16 protein-coding genes are annotated in these 17181 nt (G+C 38.6%); 8 read left to right on the forward strand and 8 right to left on the reverse strand.

Annotation, left to right across the window (positions count from 1 at the left end; all coding sequences use genetic code 11):
- Positions 1 to 9: 9 nt before the first annotated feature.
- Entirely contained in the window at positions 10 to 1047 is a 1038-nt protein-coding gene (gene galE, locus FK178_RS04650) for a UDP-glucose 4-epimerase GalE (protein WP_146831467.1), read from the reverse strand.
- Positions 1048 to 1225: 178 nt separating this feature from the next.
- Here galE and FK178_RS04655 point away from each other — a divergent pair, with 178 nt between their 5' ends.
- The 3 genes from FK178_RS04655 to FK178_RS04665 all read left to right on the forward strand — a co-directional run bounded on the left by FK178_RS04655 (position 1226) and on the right by FK178_RS04665 (position 3950).
- Positions 1226 to 1510 (forward strand): DUF3817 domain-containing protein, encoded by a 285-nt coding sequence (locus FK178_RS04655; protein ID WP_146831470.1) that lies wholly within the window; start codon positions 1226 to 1228, stop codon positions 1508 to 1510.
- Entirely contained in the window at positions 1511 to 2797 is a 1287-nt protein-coding gene (locus FK178_RS04660; protein ID WP_146831472.1) for a mechanosensitive ion channel family protein, read from the forward strand.
- A gap of 70 nt (positions 2798 to 2867) precedes the next feature.
- A complete protein-coding gene (locus tag FK178_RS04665) occupies positions 2868 to 3950 on the forward strand; it encodes an endonuclease/exonuclease/phosphatase family protein (RefSeq protein ID WP_146831474.1) in 1083 nt (360 codons plus the stop codon).
- Positions 3951 to 3964: 14 nt separating this feature from the next.
- Here FK178_RS04665 and FK178_RS04670 read toward each other — a convergent pair whose 3' ends face one another.
- Complete coding sequence (locus tag FK178_RS04670) at positions 3965 to 4390, reverse strand: NUDIX domain-containing protein (RefSeq protein WP_146831476.1); 426 nt, start codon at positions 4388 to 4390, stop codon at positions 3965 to 3967.
- A gap of 98 nt (positions 4391 to 4488) precedes the next feature.
- Here FK178_RS04670 and FK178_RS04675 point away from each other — a divergent pair, with 98 nt between their 5' ends.
- On the forward strand, positions 4489 to 5232 hold the full coding sequence (locus FK178_RS04675) for a LolA family protein (protein WP_146831478.1): 744 nt from the start codon (positions 4489 to 4491) through the stop codon (positions 5230 to 5232).
- Positions 5233 to 5245: 13 nt separating this feature from the next.
- Here FK178_RS04675 and FK178_RS04680 read toward each other — a convergent pair whose 3' ends face one another.
- On the reverse strand, positions 5246 to 6604 hold the full coding sequence (locus tag FK178_RS04680; protein WP_146831480.1) for an NAD-dependent succinate-semialdehyde dehydrogenase: 1359 nt from the start codon (positions 6602 to 6604) through the stop codon (positions 5246 to 5248).
- Positions 6605 to 6757: 153 nt separating this feature from the next.
- Between FK178_RS04680 and FK178_RS04685 the strand changes: the two genes are divergently transcribed.
- Complete coding sequence (locus FK178_RS04685) at positions 6758 to 7177, forward strand: glyoxalase (protein ID WP_146831482.1); 420 nt, start codon at positions 6758 to 6760, stop codon at positions 7175 to 7177.
- On the opposite strand, the gene FK178_RS04690 is transcribed toward FK178_RS04685, so the two are convergent.
- Positions 7139 to 7870 (reverse strand): DUF3307 domain-containing protein, encoded by a 732-nt coding sequence (locus FK178_RS04690; protein WP_146831484.1) that lies wholly within the window; start codon positions 7868 to 7870, stop codon positions 7139 to 7141. The two genes, FK178_RS04685 and FK178_RS04690, sit on opposite strands and share 39 nt — an antisense overlap.
- A complete protein-coding gene (locus FK178_RS04695) occupies positions 7863 to 8534 on the reverse strand; it encodes a hypothetical protein (RefSeq protein ID WP_146831486.1) in 672 nt (223 codons plus the stop codon). The genes FK178_RS04690 and FK178_RS04695 overlap by 8 nt, the downstream gene beginning before the upstream one ends.
- A 205-nt stretch (positions 8535 to 8739) precedes the next feature.
- On the opposite strand from FK178_RS04695, the gene FK178_RS04700 reads away from it, so the two are divergent.
- On the forward strand, positions 8740 to 9192 hold the full coding sequence (locus FK178_RS04700; protein ID WP_146831488.1) for a transcription elongation factor: 453 nt from the start codon (positions 8740 to 8742) through the stop codon (positions 9190 to 9192).
- Here FK178_RS04700 and FK178_RS04705 read toward each other — a convergent pair whose 3' ends face one another.
- A complete protein-coding gene (locus FK178_RS04705; protein WP_146831490.1) occupies positions 9193 to 11238 on the reverse strand; it encodes an HD family phosphohydrolase in 2046 nt (681 codons plus the stop codon). It abuts the gene before it with no gap.
- Between the two features lie 114 nt (positions 11239 to 11352).
- Here FK178_RS04705 and FK178_RS04710 point away from each other — a divergent pair, with 114 nt between their 5' ends.
- A complete protein-coding gene (locus FK178_RS04710) occupies positions 11353 to 12528 on the forward strand; it encodes an acetyl-CoA C-acyltransferase (RefSeq protein WP_168194560.1) in 1176 nt (391 codons plus the stop codon).
- A 23-nt stretch (positions 12529 to 12551) separates the two neighbouring features.
- The gene (locus FK178_RS04715) at positions 12552 to 13301 is read left to right on the forward strand and encodes a C40 family peptidase (protein ID WP_146831494.1); all 750 of its coding nucleotides are present in this window, start codon (positions 12552 to 12554) and stop codon (positions 13299 to 13301) included.
- A gap of 64 nt (positions 13302 to 13365) precedes the next feature.
- On the opposite strand, the gene FK178_RS04720 is transcribed toward FK178_RS04715, so the two are convergent.
- Together FK178_RS04720 and gyrA are read right to left on the reverse strand one after the other, a co-directional pair.
- Positions 13366 to 14613, reverse strand: a complete 1248-nt coding sequence (locus FK178_RS04720) for a tetratricopeptide repeat protein (RefSeq protein WP_146831496.1) — start codon at positions 14611 to 14613, stop codon at positions 13366 to 13368.
- Between the two features lie 21 nt (positions 14614 to 14634).
- Entirely contained in the window at positions 14635 to 17166 is a 2532-nt protein-coding gene (gene gyrA, locus FK178_RS04725) for a DNA gyrase subunit A (RefSeq protein WP_146831498.1), read from the reverse strand.
- Positions 17167 to 17181 lie beyond the last annotated feature (15 nt).

The following is a 17181-nucleotide window of genomic DNA, read 5'->3' on the forward strand; positions in this document are numbered from 1 at the left end:
GTTAATGAACTACTCCTGGGTTTCCTTTTCCTTAACCTTATTCTCCCATTTCCAGGCGCTTTTTAAAGCATCATCCAGGGTATATTTAGCTTTCCAATTAAGAACCGAATTTGCCTTTCCGGTATCGGCGTAGGCAGCGGTGATATCACCTTCCCTTCTACCCACTATCTTGTATGGCAGATCTACTCCGGTGGAATTTTCAAAGGTTTTTATTACTTCCAGAACCGAATTACCTTTTCCTGTACCCAGATTAAACACATTATAGTTATTTTCAGCTTTATTTTGCATTAACCTTTCCAGGGCAATAATATGGGCCTGGGCAAGGTCCATTACATGAATATAATCCCTTATACAGGTTCCGTCACTGGTGGGGTAATCATCTCCAAAGACTGATAGTTGTTCCCTTTTTCCAATCGCGGTTTGTGTAAGGAAAGGAATAAGGTTTTGTGGAGTGCCAATGGGTAATTCGCCAATTTCAGCACTTGGATGGGCGCCCACAGGATTGAAATATCTAAGGGAGATCGCTTTTAAATTAGGATGCACTTTACAGGTATCTTCAATAATCTCTTCTCCTATTTGCTTAGTATTTCCATAAGGGGACATCGCCTTTTTTACCGGGGCGTCCTCACTTATGGGTAAAGTGTCTGCCTGACCATAAACCGTACAGGAAGAGCTAAAAATGAAATTCGCATCTTGTTTCTTGCTAAGCTGTTTTAATAGGTGGATCAAGGTAGATAAATTGTTCTCGTAATATAACAAGGGATTCTCCACACTTTCCCCTACCGCTTTGGAGGCGGCAAAATGAATTACCCCATTTATTTCAGGATATTTATCAAAGAATTCTATGACCTGCTCTTTATTTCGAAGATCAAAATTTTCGAATTCAGGGGTTCTCCCGGTAATTTTGGTAATACCCCCAAGAACTTCTATAGAAGAATTTGAAAGGTTATCTATAATTACCACATCGTAATCCTGTTCAAGTAGCGCAACAACTGTATGGGAACCTATAAATCCCAATCCTCCTGTTACTAAAATTTTTGCTTTCATTACTTTTTCAATTGAGAGCGCAAATTAGGAAAAATGGATAACTATTTTTTCTCAACTAAAGTTCCTGTGGGTAGAGAAAGGTTGTTTTAACAATACTTTATTATAAACCAGGCTTTTTTAAAACGAGAAATCCTTCCGGTACTCTGCACATAAAAATTATCTTTGCTGAAAAAATTTTATGCGTTTAGAAAATCAAATCAGGACTTTTAGATGGGTAAGCATACTTGAAGGGATATCTTTCCTCTTATTATTATTTCTTGCAATGCCTTTGAAATATTTTTTTGATAAACCTCTTATGGTCCAAATAGTAGGGATGGCACATGGTGTCCTGTTTATTGCGTACCTTTTGGGGGCCTTTTGGATGTATAAACCTTTAAATTGGCAGCCAAAAACTCTATTGGTGGTCATTGCCTGTTCTGTTGTTCCATTTGGGCCATTTTATGTAGAAAACAAATATTTGTAAATGTTTGAAAATTTTAATTTCAAGACTGTAAGCTGTTACCTGGAAGAATATTTTATTGAACAGGGAATGAATGTGTTAGTGGCAAGCTATCTCAACCTGTTTATTAATATTACCGCTTTAGTGCTGTTGGTCCTGGCAATTAATTTTCTTATCAGGCGATTTGTAATTGAAGCATTTCAGGCATTTACCAATAAAACAAAAACTACTTTTGATGATTTTTTGGTAAAGAGCAAATTTCCCAAATATGTAGGGCAAATTGTACCCATTCTTCTAATAAATTATTCAGCCCCTTATATATTGATCAATCACCCCTTTCTTTTGAAAACGGTGAATTTAATAATGCATATTTATGTAATTCTCCTGGTAATCTGGATCTTCAGGAGTTTGTTGAGAACCACAAAGAATTATCTAAAAACACAGGAAGAATACCGGGATAAACCCATTGACAGTTACATTCAGGTGGTAATTATTTTTGTGTGGATTGTAGGTATCATGTTCATTATTTCAGAGCTTACAGGCCAATCTGTAGTAAGCTTTGCTATTTCACTGGGGGCGGCTTCCGCCATATTATTGCTTATTTTCAAGGATACTATATTGGGGTTTGTAGCTTCTATTCAGGTGTCTGTAAATGATATTGTAAGAATTGGTGACTGGATTACTTTCAGCAAATTTGGGGCAGATGGAAGTGTGACCGAAATTAATCTGGCTACGGTGAGAGTTCAGAATTGGGATAATACCTATACCACTATACCTACCTATAGTCTTATTGCAGATTCCTTTCAAAACTGGAGGGGAATGCAGGAATCACCTGGGAGGAGGATAAAAAGAGCAATTTTTATTAAGCAAAATTCAGTGAAATTTGTGAGCAGCGTGGAATTGGAAGAGCTTAAAAAAATATCGCTCATTGCACCCTATCTAAATCACAGGCAAAAGGAAATAGATAAATTTAACTCGGGAAACCAGGTAAACAAGGATATTCCAATTAATGGCCGTAATCAGACAAATTTGGGGATATTCAGGAAATATGTAGATGCATATTTACATGAACATTCTGCAGTGCATAAGGAAATGTACATTATTGTAAGGCATCTTGCACCTACCCCCCAGGGAATTCCTGTTGAAATACTATGTTTTAGCCGTGACAAACGCTGGGAAAATTTTGAATATATAAGTGCCGATATTTTTGACCATATAATTGCCGCCGTCCCTTATTTCCATTTGCAGCTTTTTGAAGCTCCATCGGGCGATGATATACGTATGTACCTGAAGACAGAACAAAAGGACTAAATCAACCTATTTTATTAATCAAAGACTCGTTTACTTTTACATATATTCGTACTTCAATAATTACCACATAATGAAATTAAAACCGTTCCTGCAGGCATTTGGATTAGTAGCCATAATATTTACCCTTTTGCCTTTTATCGCTGCCGATTACTGGTGGATAAGGGTATTTGATTTTCCTCATATACAGCTTACCATACTTACCCTGGTAGCACTAATGACCTATTTCATAAGATTTGACCTTAAGCGTGCAGAGGATTACGTTTTTGCCGCTGCTTTGGGGGCATGTTTTATTTTCCAGCTCGGTAAGATCTATCCCTATATTCCTCATGGAAATTATGATCTTAAAGAAGCAAACATGGAGGCCGATGCGGTTAAGATGAAGTTTTATATTGCCAACGTTTATCAGGATAATGAAAAACCGGGTAAACTCATTCAGGAAATTAAAAACAGGGATGCAGATGTGGTTTTGCTAATGGAAACCAATACCCGCTGGATGAATGATGTAAGCCAGGCCGTAGCAAATTATCCGCATCGCGTTGAGGTGCCATTGGATAATACCTATGGGATGCTTTTATATTCAAAATTTCCTTTAAAAAATGAGCAGGTAAAATACCTGGTAGATGACAGTATTCCATCTATACACACTATTTTACAATTACCTGACGGGAAAGAAGTACAATTGTTTTGCATTCACCCCACCCCCCCAATGCCACAGGAAAACCCGTCTTCAACAGATAGGGATGCTGAAATGATGCTGATAGCCAAGAGTTCCAAAGGGAACAAATTGCCGGTTATCGTAGCAGGGGATTTTAATGATGTCGCCTGGTCACAATCTACAACGCTGTTTAAAGATCTAAGCGGATTACTGGATCCCCGAATTGGACGGGGTTTTTACAACACCTTTAGTGCAAACAGTTATATAATGAGATGGCCACTGGATCATTTCTTTGCATCAGATGAGTTTAGGTTAATAACTATGGAATTGGGAAAAGATATAGATTCAGATCATTTCCCGGCCTATTTTGAGGTACAGCTCGAACCTGAAAAGGCTGCTGAACAAACTCCTGAAGAACCAACTCAGGAACAGAAACAAGATGCCGAAGAACAAATTAAGGAGGCTCGGGAAGATAAAGAAAAAGAAAAAAAGGAGTAATATTTAATGTTGCTTTACTCTTTTTGAGACCGCATTAAAGCTATTTCAATGATTTCCTCATGATCAAAAGCGGTTTCAGGTAAATTTTTGATATTAAACCATTTAGCATCCATAGCATCATCACTTGCTTTAACTGGAACTTCCTGGGATAAACTGGTCGTAAAGGCAATAGAAATAATCCGGCCACGGGGATCCCGTCCGGGATTTGCAAAAATTCCTACCTGTTCCAGGTGCGACACCCGGAGCCCGGTTTCCTCCTCAAGTTCCCTTTTGGCTCCATCTTCAAGCAGCTCATCATTCTCCAAAAAACCACCGGGCAAGGCCCATTGATTTATGAAAGGGTCTTTTTTTCTTTGAATAAGTAAAACCTTAGGTGAAGAGGTTTCCTCCTTAACAAATATCACCGCATCTACGGTTATTTGAATGTTTTGTTTGCTCATCTTTTTAAAGTTTTCATAAAATTAATCAATGAAGGTTAATATTAAAAGATAATTGATTGTTATTGGGTAAATTGCGGTATTACCTATTAAAAACCTCCATGAAGTACGCATACCCTCATATTTTTATCATTCTTTGTTTTTTAATATCAACATCTCAGGCACAAACTGCGGAAGAAATTGTGGATTGTTATTTAGAAAAGTCGGGGGGTATTGAAAATTTAAAGGCTCTAAAAGCCACCAAAATTAATGCTTCTATAAAATCTGAAGGTAGGGAGATCCCATTGGAGATCTATAATACACGATCTGGTAAGCAGGCTGTAATAATTAATATAAATGGGGAAAGCATCACTCAGTTCGCGTTTGATGGCGAGATCATGTGGACAACAGATATGTTAACCGGAATCCCCGAAAAGGGGCTGCAGGAGGTTACCGAAAATATTAAATTAACGGCTAATGATTTTCCCACCCCTTTCTTAAATTACCGGGAAAAAGGTTATACGCTCGAGTATCTGGGAGAGACCAAATTTGATAAAGATCGAGCTCATAAAATAAGACTTATTCAGGAACCCATTTTTATTAACGGGCAGGAACAAGAAAGTTTTTTGGTTTATTATTTTGATAAAAAAACTTCATTGCCAATAGGTAAAGCATCAGAAATAACCGTAGACGGGCAATTGCAGGAGGTTAATGAGTCCAGATTAAGTAATTATAAGGAAGTAAGTGGACTATTATTTCCTTTTACTGTTATTGAATCTGGCCAGAAAATAAAAATAAAAAATATTGTACTTAACCATGAAATAGATCCTGCAATCTTTACTTTTCCCACTAATCAAAGTAACTAATATAGCACCACGGCTAGAATTTTTTAATAAAGACAGTTTTCTTATTTACAAATTCCCTAATTCCGTGAACTGATAACTCCCTTCCATATCCTGAGATTTTTGTACCCCCAAAGGGAAGCCTAGGATCACTTTTCACCAGTTCATTAATAAATACTGCCCCATCTTCAAATTTGGGAATAAGCTCTTCAACACTTTTTAAATCTTCAGTAAACAAAGACACACCTAACCCAAATTGAGAACTGTTTACAAGATCTATGGCATCCCTCTTTGAGTTAAAAGTGGTCACTCCAATTACAGGCCCAAAAGTTTCTTCAGCAAAAACAGGCATTTTTGGGGTAACCTTGGTTAAAATGGTAGGTTCGAACCAGGTGCCTTTTCTTTTTCCACCTAAATGGATGGTAGCTCCCTCGGCCACAGAGGTGTTTACCTGATCTTCTAGGTCTTTGGCCAGGTCTTCCCGTGCCATTACACCAACAAAGGTTTCTTCGTCCATGGGATCGCCAGATTTAAGTTCCTTTACCTTCTCAGTAAAAATTTTAAGAAATTTATCTGCAATATTTTCCTGAAGCAGCAATCTTTTCCCCGCAATACAACTTTGACCGGTGTTTTGGTATCTTGCCTGTACACATGTTTTAGCGGCTTCCTCAAGATTGGCATCTTCGAAGATCACCAGAGCATTGCTTCCACCCAATTCCAGGACAGATTTCTTTATGTGCTCTCCTGCAACCGAGGCTATGGCCCGGCCTGCCGGTGTACTTCCGGTTAGGGTTACCGCCTTAATGCGTTTGTCTTTAATTATATCCTCAACTTTATCACTGCTTACAGGTATATTTTGAAAACATCCCTTTGGGAATCCTGCATTTTCAAATACCTTTTGTATGTTGTTGGCAGACTGCATTACGTTACTGGCGTGTTTTAGAACTGCCATATTACCGGCCATTAATGCAGGTGCAGCAAACCTGAAAACCTGCCAGAAAGGATAATTCCATGGCATTACCGCCAGGATAATACCCAGGGGTTCAAACGATACATAACTTTTATAGGCATCTGTTTCAATGACCTCATTTTCCAGGTGCTGCTCTCCATTTTCAGCATAATATTCACATACCCACGCACATTTTTCAATTTCAGCAATAGATTGTGAAAGAGGCTTTCCCATCTCCCTGGTAATGGTTTCAGCATATTGCTTTTTATTGTTCTTTAATTCCCGGGCTGCATTTTTTAATAGTTGGCCCCTTTCTTTTATACCTATTTGTTTCCAGCTTTCAAAACCAAGATGAGCTGTTTCAAGGGCTTTATCTATTTGAGCTGGACTATATTCTTTAACACTTGCAAACTCTTCTCCCGTGTAAGGATTGGTGGAGGTGATCATAATTTTATTACTTTTTTTAAAGATAAAATAACAAATTGACGATTTTGGGGGATTAAGAGGATTTTAACTGATGTTGATAAGTGGTTTAAAAGTAATTAGAGCAGGCCTGTTAACGACCCTCATTAAAGGTTAAATTTAAAAAACACTACTTCTATGAATCAGCGAGATGAACATTTGCTTAGCCTACGACCTGAAATTCCCTCGGCTTTAATTTCAGAAAATATGAGTAGCGATGAGCAGTTTCAAAACAAAACCTTACGGCCGGTAGCTAAACTTCAGGATCTTCTTTTTGTGGAGGTATTCAGAAATTACATTCAGAAGCACAAGAACACTTTTTACGGATTTACAATTGAAAAAAGAATGCTTTTCATTGCCAATGCTATTCAAAGGGATATTAAGTTCAGGAACAGTTTAAAGGGAATAATGATAGGGCAATTCACAATGGAAGAATATGGACTATATATTCAAAATTCCTCTGCCCTTAATAAGCGTATGATGAATATTGTAAAGGAGCGTTTATTCTCAAACATCCAGTTACTGGAGGATCAGGGCCCGTATCAACAAGCCCAGTAAGATCGTTATGGCAAAGCTCATTAAGGTACCAATGAGCACATATTCGGTTTGTTTTCTGGCCCCGGTCTCGGTTTTATCACTGAACCGTAAAATGGACTTGGCTGCTATGAGAAAACCTATGGCAGCGAAATTATCAGTTATAATAAAAGTAAGGACAAGGATCCTTTCAAATATCCCTATGTACCTGCCAGCTGCTTCCAGGCTATTCATTTTGTAAGTTGGTTCTATTTCATCCTGCCAGCGCCGGGTGGCTTTTCCTATTAGATACCCGGCCGGAAAAATAACCAAGAGGTATCCTCCCAGTATCGCCAAAAACTGAACCGAGTTGAACAGGCTTTTTAATGACGGTATTAATTGAGGAAATCCATTTATGAGGTATAACCATACCAGTATCAAAATAACTGCGTGAAACAATTGGTCTAAAAGAAAATATTTTAAATCATCTTTTTGTTGGCGCAGCTTCCACATATCTATAAAATAATGGGTTACACTTATAAATAAGGCTGCATACCACCATTCTACCGATTGAAGAAAAATAAGTGTAAGTATACCTGCAAGTAAGGAATGTATCACCAGAATGTAAGACCTGGCCTTATATTTTCTTTTGTGTGCTATCCAGGACTTGGGCTGCAGAACAAAATCTGCAACAAGATGGGCCAGCAAGAGTTGTAGTAATAATAGAAGATTATCCATTTTTTAATTTTGTTGTTATAACCTGCTGATATCTGTTAAGCAATCCCGATATGGCCTCCCAGCCGGCTGCCTTTTTACGTTGGTTTACTGCAGACTGGCTAATGTTTATCTCTGCAGCTATTTCCCGTTCTTTAAGCCCCCGAAGCAGGAAATATACAACTTCAGCAGATGCTGTACTCCACTTATCTGTAATTGTATCCAATAGAAAGAAGGCGGTATTAAACTCTGCATCAATTTCCTCTACCGGAGTTTTTATCCTGGTCTTCCGGTTTTCATTTTTCATTTCATCCAGGGATCGTCCTGAAAATTGAAAAGCCTGCCCATTTGACTCGGAGAGCGCTTCTCTTTCCAATTCCTGGGTCCCAATTCCAATTGCCAATTTAAAATCGGCGATCTTGGAATACGCCCTGCTCTTTTTTGTTTTTTTAAGATGTATACGGTTTACAGCTGCTTTGATTTGGATAGCTATTAAAAGGGCAACTTCGGGAGATTTTACTATACCCTGAAAACTGTCTCCCCTGTAAATATTGAATCGCACACTTTTTTCGCCATTTTGTTTTGTGATGATCCCAAATTCTGAGGTGAGGGTATCTAAAACCTGCTGGAGGACATCTTCTTTATATAAAGAAGAATCAATAAGATCTGCTGTAAGTACTGCTATCATTTTCCAAATATAATAAAAATAATTAGGCTATAACCTTATAAAGTGCATTTATTAGCCTACAGACTTATTTTTATCATTTATAAGTCTATAGACTTATTTTTATAAATGTCTGAAAACTTGTGTTTAAAGGGACTAATTACTAAAATTTTGTAAAACCTTCTTTAATTGAAAAAGGTATAATTACATTTAAAATTAAAACTATAAAATGGTTCATAATAAAAAAGAAGTATTTCAAAAATGTTTAATTGTAGCCGATCAATTGATACAGAAATACCAGGACAAGATGGATAACATTAAAGAATCCATGGAGGCAAATGATGTTCATACAGATTATGATGAGGAAGGAAGTAACGGTGAATTACTGGGAGATTTTGAGCGCTATGCTTCCCTTCTTGACAATGCTCGAAAAATGAAGGAAACCTTAAGCCGGGTAGACCGTGAACATTACAGCGAGCAAATAAAATTTGGAAGCCTCATAGAAACTGAAAAAAACTATTATTTTATTGCCGCACCCCTGGGGAATGTTGGAATGGATGATGGTAGTATTATATATGCAATATCTACAGATGCCCCTATCTATGAAAAGTTAGAGGGAAAATCTAAAGGAGATACCTTTAGCCTGAAAGATGAGGAAATAAAGATCCTGGACGTGCATTAATTACTCGGGATATTCCACCCGTAAATGAAAAATATTCTTAAGCTTTTGCTTGAGAATTTTTTTTATGAGCTGGATCTCTTTGAAAGTAATATTTGAATTAAGGAACTGGCCTTCATCCATTTGCTTGTTTATTATTTTCTCTACAAAATCATCAATTTTAGCGGTTGTAGGTTCTTTAAGGCTTTTACTGGCGGCTTCCACACTATCGCACATCATTAAAAGAGCCGTTTCACGACTAAAAGGAATTGGTCCCGGATACCTGAAGTTTGCTGCCACCGCAGTCTCGTTTTGTTCCTTTTCCTTCATATAGAAGAAATAAACGGTACTTGTCCCATGATGTGTCCTGATAAAATCAATTACCCTGTCCGGCAAATTATTCTTTTTGGCGATCTCAATACCTTTGATCACGTGACCAATGATAATTTCTGCACTTTCTTTAGGTGAAAGTTCATCATGAGAATTGACAGAAGTTGTTTGATTTTCAGAAAAATAGGTTGGATTTTCCATTTTCCCGATATCGTGATAAAGGGCCCCTACCCTCACCAGCATTGCATTTGCACCAATTTCATTGGCAGAAGCTTCGGCAAGATTGGCCACATTGAGCGAATGATGAAAAGTTCCCGGAGCCTTTTCAGAAAGCTCTTTCAGGAGTTTCGAATTGGTATCAGATAATTCCAGTAATGACATATCTGATACCAGACCGAACAATTTCTCATATATATAAATAAGTGGCTGCACGAAAAGCGTAGCAAGACCACCCAGGATAAAGGTTAAGAACATTTCCATGTCAAGGTCCTGTACATTCCCTTCCTGAATTACCGTGATTGCAAAGTAAACCACTATATAGATAAAAGTTATTTGCCCTACAGAAATAAAGAGGTTAGCCCTCTTATAAAGTTCAGATACGGTTAAAATAGTTACGATCCCGGCAATGATCTGGAGGAACATATATTCATAACTGTTAGGGACCACAAACCCCAGGATGAGCACCGTAATAACGTGCGAAAACAACCCCAGCCTGGAATCAAAGAAAGCTTTTAAAGTAAGTGGTAATATTGATAAGGGAACAATATATACATACCTTGGCTCAAAATTCACCACCAGGGTGGTAAGAAAAACCATGAGCAGTATATTGAAAAATATAAAGGTGATCTTTACATTGTTCTCATAAATATCCCTCCTGTATTTCCTGATGAACAGAAGGAGCATCAACAAGGCCATTGACACCAGCAGGCTGTACCCAAATAGGATCCAGTTATAACTGGATTCACTCCATATTTGAGATTCATATTCCTGTTTCAGGGAATTTAAAACATTCAGTTTTTGCCCTTCTAAGATCTCGCCCCGGGAAATAATTATTGTACCTCTTTCTATACTGCCCCGGGTATAGGAAATGGAATTTAATTTGCTATCAAGTTCTTTTTGGGTAAAGGAACTGTCATAGATCACATTAGGCTCAATACTGTTATAGAAAAGCTCCAGAAGTTCCGGGCGCAGGGAAGTTAAATTGCTCCGGTTGATATTGGTGGTTAAATAATCGGGGATCTCCTCCTGAAGAAAAATTTTTCCATATGTGATCTCATCGGCGATATTGCCCTTTTTCAGGTAAACCAGATGATCTTCGGCCAATCTCGTTTGTTCCTGGAGCACCCCGTTCTCATACAATCCGTCCAGGGCAGTTGCCACAAATTCTGAAATTACCCGCCCTCTCCGGTTAATGATACTGTCACTAAAAACAACAGAGATTTGTTCCGCAGCATTTAGTTTTACCTTCTCAACAATTTCTTCATTATAATTAAAGTAGGGAATATGATTGGCAATGATCTGGTCCTTTTCCTTTACAATTTCCTCATTGGTCTTAAGAATTGCAAAATCAAACGGAGCATATAAATTTTCATATTGCCATGGTTTCCCTTTGGTAATCTCATATTTGAATTTTCCGCCCTTGGGCATTAAATAAACCACCATTACCGCAGTAAGGATAAATAAAAAAGCCTTGTAGAAAAAGGCCTGGTTTTTATAAAAATTATTAATGTAGTGGTTCATCTAAATAATTACTGTTCTTCAAAAGTAATAAAAAAACATCATGCGGGATAAGACCTTGGTTTGTTCTTTATAAAATCATTAAATTCGCAACAACTGAATTTAAATCTTTAAATTATGAAAGAAGTAGTAATAGTAAGTGCTGCAAGGACACCCATTGGAAGTTTCATGGGTAGTTTGTCTACGGTTCCTGCAACTAAATTAGGATCTATAGCCATAAAAGGGGCACTTAACAAAATAAATTTAAAACCTGAACTGGTGGATGAAGTATTAATGGGAAATGTAGTTCAGGCAGGTGTAGGCCAGGCTCCGGCGAGACAGGCTGCCCTAGGTGCAGGAATTCCCGATACTGTTCCCTGTACAACTGTTAATAAGGTTTGTGCAAGTGGGATGAAATCTATAATGCAGGGAGCCCAGGCCATTATGCTGGGAGATGCCAATATAGTGGTTGCCGGCGGAATGGAAAATATGAGTATGATCCCCCATTATTTACACCTTAGAACTGGGCAAAAATTTGGGCCTGCAACCATGGTTGACGGGATGCAAAAAGATGGATTGGTTGATGCTTATGATCATAACGCAATGGGCACCTGTGCCGATCTTTGTGCTACGGAACATAATTTTTCCCGTGAAGACCAGGATGCCTTTGCTATAAAATCCTATGAAAGATCTGCTAAGGCCTGGAAGGAAGGAAAATTTGACAATGAGATAGTTCCGGTAGAGGTGCCGCAACGTAAAGGTGATCCTGTGATCTTTAAGGAAGATGAGGAATTTAAAAATGTACAAATTGATAAAATTGCCTCCCTGCGCCCCGCCTTTTCTAAAGACGGTACTGTAACGGCTGCAAATGCTTCTACTATAAATGATGGTGCCGCAGCTGTAGTTTTAATGAGCCGGGAAAAAGCTGATGAACTTGGATTAAAAGCACTTGCGGTAATAAAAGGATTTGCAGATGCTGCACAGGAACCAAAATGGTTTACTACAGCTCCTGCCAAAGCGCTGCCTAAAGCTCTGGACAAAGCCGGAATAAGCAAAGATGATGTAGATTTCTTCGAGTTCAATGAGGCTTTTGCAGTGGTAGGATTGGCAAATATGAAATTACTGGGCTTAACAGATGAGAACACCAACGTAAATGGTGGTGCAGTTTCTTTGGGACATCCCCTTGGATGTTCAGGTGCAAGGATAGTAATTACGTTGCTGAATGTCCTGGAACAAAAAGATGCTAAAACAGGTGCAGCAGCCATTTGCAATGGTGGTGGCGGGGCTTCAGCAATAGTTATCCAGAGAGATTAATTAAGAACTGCAATCTATAATTAATGCAATACGGAATTTGCACCCTTAGCATTGTCCCGGTAAGAATCCAACCGAATGATGCATCTGAAATGCTTACCCAATTGTTATATGGAGAAAATTTCAAGATCCTTGAAGAAAGAGGTAAATGGAGCAGGATTCGTGTTGCATTTGATTCTTACGAAGGCTGGGTAAGCAATAGCCAGATTTCAAAAATAGAGGAAACATACTACGAGGAACTTTTAAATAGTGAACAGATCTACTCTGTAGATCTAATTGAATTTATTGCTGAAAGCTCAGGTAATCTAACCCATATTCCCCTGGGTGCGGTGCTTAATCATGCCAAGCTATCAAACCTGGTCTTTGACGGGCATTCGGTTCACGGGATTGGCTCAAAATCCAGGTTGATTGATACTGCCATCCTATATCTTAACACACCTTTTTTATGGGGTGGAAAGACCCCTTTTGGAATTGATTCCAGCGGACTCACACAAATGGTTTACAGACTTAATGGTTATTGCCTGCACCGCGATTCCGCACAGCAGGCTAAACAAGGTGAAGCGCTTAGTTTTATTGAGGAAAGTGAACCGGGTGACCTGGCATTTTTTGATGATGCCGATGGAAATATAATTCATGTAGGTCTTATAATGCCCGATAATTATATTATACATGCCGATGGGAAAGTACGTATTGACAGGATAGACCATTCAGGGATCTTTAATATAGATCTTCGCAAGCACACCCATAAATTAAGGGTTATAAAAAAGATAATCTAACAGGGTTTTATTAAATAAAAAAAGGCTGCCAATGGCAGCCTTTTCTTGTAACATTAAATATCAATTACTGCTTTGATGCATCTAATTTTGCCTGAATGGCTTCAGCTTTGGCATTTTCACCAAGTTGATAATAGATGTTCATAGTAGTACGCATAGCTTCTTTGTTATTTGGATCTTTCTCCATCACCGCTTCAAGGTAAGGTAAAGCTTCTTTATAAATTACTTTACGTTGTGCTCCAAGTTCATCGTACTTCTTGGTATCTGCCTTGCTCATTCCCAAACTGTTCATTTCTTCTACAATTGCAGCTTCCTTTGCAAGAATTGCAGCAGCAATATTTAAACGGGCATCGTTTAGGTTAGGGTCTATTGCAAGAGCTTTCTTATAGTATTCAATAGCTGTTGGATTATCTCCTATTTCAAAAGAAGTAACACCAAGGTTATAATAAAGGGTTGCATTATTAGGATCCTTTTTAACGATACCTTCCATGATCTCCTTATACTTATCTTTTTGACCCATTCTATAGTACATATCAGCTTCAGATTGTAAAAGAGTAAGATCATCAGGATTTGCAAGTTTGGCTGCATCCATTGCAGCTATAGCTTTATCCTCATTCCCATTAGCGATATGGATCAATGCAATGTTCTTCATTATCTCACCTTTTTTAGGTGGCGATTTTCTGTCTTCAGGATTTATGTATTGTCCAGCTTTCACCATTAAGTCTCTTTGAGCCTTATTCATACTTTCCTCTTCACCTGTAGCTTTATTTACAGCGATATATTCAACTTCAGAACCATCATATCCAAGGTCTCTTAGGTCTTCATAATACTTAAGGGCTTTATCATATTCCTTTGCATTGATCGCATTGGAAGCAGCGTAATATAAATAAATGGTATCTTTTGGGTTCATTTGGTACCCGGCATACAATTTATCTCCCGCGGCACTATAATTTTCAGAATTTTGATCTTTTATAGCGCTTTGAACAAGTGAATTTGTAACAGCACTTAATCCATTCACAGCCTCATTATCTCCTAATTGCTGTGCTTGTTTGAATGCTTCAGCAGCAGTCATTAAGTCTTTTACAGAGGTATTTTCCCCATTCCCAAGATAAGCGTGGCCTTTGTACAGGTAAAAATCTGCCTTTAACTTGGCATTGGCGCTGCCTAAACTGGCTTCTGCCTGGGTGAGCAGGGACTTAGCTTCTGCATAACTTCCCTTTTCAATTGCTTTTCCGGCATCCCGGATCTCTTTTTTTTGAGCTATAGCTACTACCGAAAAAAGTGATAATGCTATGGTAAATAACTTGATTTTCATTGATTTTGGTTTTAGGTTTATTTATTCTTCAGTATTATCTGCAATTGTTGTGCCATCTCCTGTTTCATCGCTGCTATCAGGTGTTATGGCATCATCAAGGTCAACTGTGCCCTCTTCACTTTGCATTACTTTTGCAACTGCCGCGATAGAATCATTCCCTTTTAGGTTAATCAATCGCACTCCCTGTGTTGCTCTTCCCATTACCCTCAAATTGTCTACACTCATCCTTATGGCAAGACCGGACCGGTTAATGATCATAAGATCATCTCCATCATTTACATTTTTGATAGCTACAAGTTCTCCGGTCTTATCAGTAATGGAAATTGTCTTAACACCTTTACCACCCCGGTTGGTGATCCTGTAATCATCAAGTTTAGATCTCTTACCGTAACCGTTGGCTGAAACCACCAAAACATTGGCCTCCATGTCATTAACCGCAATCATTCCCACCACTTCATCATTATCATCTGCCAGGGTTATTCCTCTTACTCCAGATGCATTACGACCCATGGGACGGGTTTTGCTTTCTTCAAATCTTATTGCCTTTCCGCTCTTCACGGCAAGCATTACCTGGCTATCTCCATCGGTAAGTTTTGCTTCCAGTAATTCATCATCCTCACGAATTGTGATCGCGTTGATTCCATTTATTCTTGGTCTTGAATATTGCTCAAGAGAGGTTTTCTTAACCTGGCCTTTTTTAGTGGCCATGATTACGTAATGATTGTTGATATACTCCTCATCTTTTAGATCCTGGGTGCAAATAAATGCTTTCACTTTATCGTCCGGTTCTAAATTAATAAGGTTTTGGATAGCCCTTCCTTTAGATGTCTTGCTTCCTTCCGGAATTTCATAAACCCTCATCCAGAAACATTTTCCTTTTTGCGTAAAGAATAACATATACTGGTGATTGGTTCCTGAAAATAAATGCTCAAGAAAATCCTCACTTCTGGTAGTAGAGCCTTTCTGCCCTACTCCACCCCTGTTCTGGGTTTTATATTCATTTAGAGATGTTCTTTTGATGTAGCCTGCATGGGAAATTGTTATTACCACCTGCTCATCCGGGATCATATCTTCTATGCTTAGGTCTCCCCCTGCATATTCAATTACAGACCTACGGGAATCTCCATATTTATCTTTTATTTCCAGTAATTCGTCTTTAATAACCTGCATTCTTCTCTCTTTACGGGCAAGAATATCTTTTAGGTCTTCAATAGTCTTAAGTAGTTCATCATATTCTGCACGTAACTTATCCTGCTCCAGTCCGGTAAGTTGTCTCAATCGCATTTCTACAATTGCCTTGGCCTGAAGTTCAGATAATTGAAAACGATCGATTAATTTGGATCTGGCTTCATCTGCATTGCTGGAAGAACGGATCAATGCGATCACTTCATCAATATTATCTGATGCTATGATCAAACCTTCAAGAATGTGGGCCCTTTCTTCGGCTTTTCTTAATTCATAGGTTGTTCTTCTAACTACCACATCGTGACGGTGCTCTACGAAATGGAAGATCATATCCTTAAGATTCAACATCTCGGGACGTCCTTTTACAAGGGCTATATTGTTTACGCTAAAACTGGTTTGAAGCGCAGTATGTTTATAAAGGGTATTTAAAACGATATTGGGTATTGCATCCCTTTTAAGAATGTAAACAATTCTCATCCCATTCCTGTCAGACTCATCCCGGATCATGGAAATACCGTCGATCTTTTTCTCGTTAACAAGATCGGCAGTTTTCTTGATCATGTCCGCCTTATTTACCTGGTAAGGAATTTCTGTAACCACTATGCATTCCTTTCCGGCAACTTCTTCCAGACTGGATTTGGCCCTTACAACAATTCGTCCCCGGCCGGTTTTGAACGCCTCTCTCACACCGTCATAACCGTAAATGGTTCCACCGGTAGGAAAATCTGGCGCTTTAATATGAGTTATTAACTCGTCAATCTCTATGTCGTGATTATCAATATAGGCAACTGTTCCGTCTATTACTTCTGAGAGGTTGTGTGGAGGCATATTCGTGGCCATTCCCACCGCAATCCCGCTGGCACCATTTACCAATAAATTTGGAACTCTCGTTGGAAGTACAGTAGGTTCCTCCAGGGTGTCGTCAAAATTTAGTCTAAAATCTACGGTTTCTTTATCGATATCTGCCAGCATATCCTCTGCGATCTTGCGCATTCTGGCTTCCGTATATCGCATCGCGGCCGGGCTGTCACCATCTACAGATCCAAAGTTACCCTGCCCGTCTACCAACATATATCTTAAACTCCATTCCTGCGCCATCCTCACCATAGTATCATAAACAGAAGTATCACCGTGAGGGTGATATTTACCTAATACTTCCCCAACTATTCTGGCAGATTTTTTATGTGCAGTATTTGATCGTATTCCCAATTCATGCATCCCGAATAAAACCCTTCTGTGAACGGGTTTTAGCCCGTCACGTACATCAGGAAGGGCACGTGACACAATGACCGACATCGAATAATCGATGTAAGCCGATTTCATTTCATCTTCAATGTTGATAGGAATTAATCTTTCTCCTTCAGCCATATTTACTAGTTTAAT

The organism is Antarcticibacterium arcticum (assembly GCF_007993795.1).
In the GTDB taxonomy this organism is placed as follows: domain Bacteria; phylum Bacteroidota; class Bacteroidia; order Flavobacteriales; family Flavobacteriaceae; genus Gillisia; species Gillisia arctica.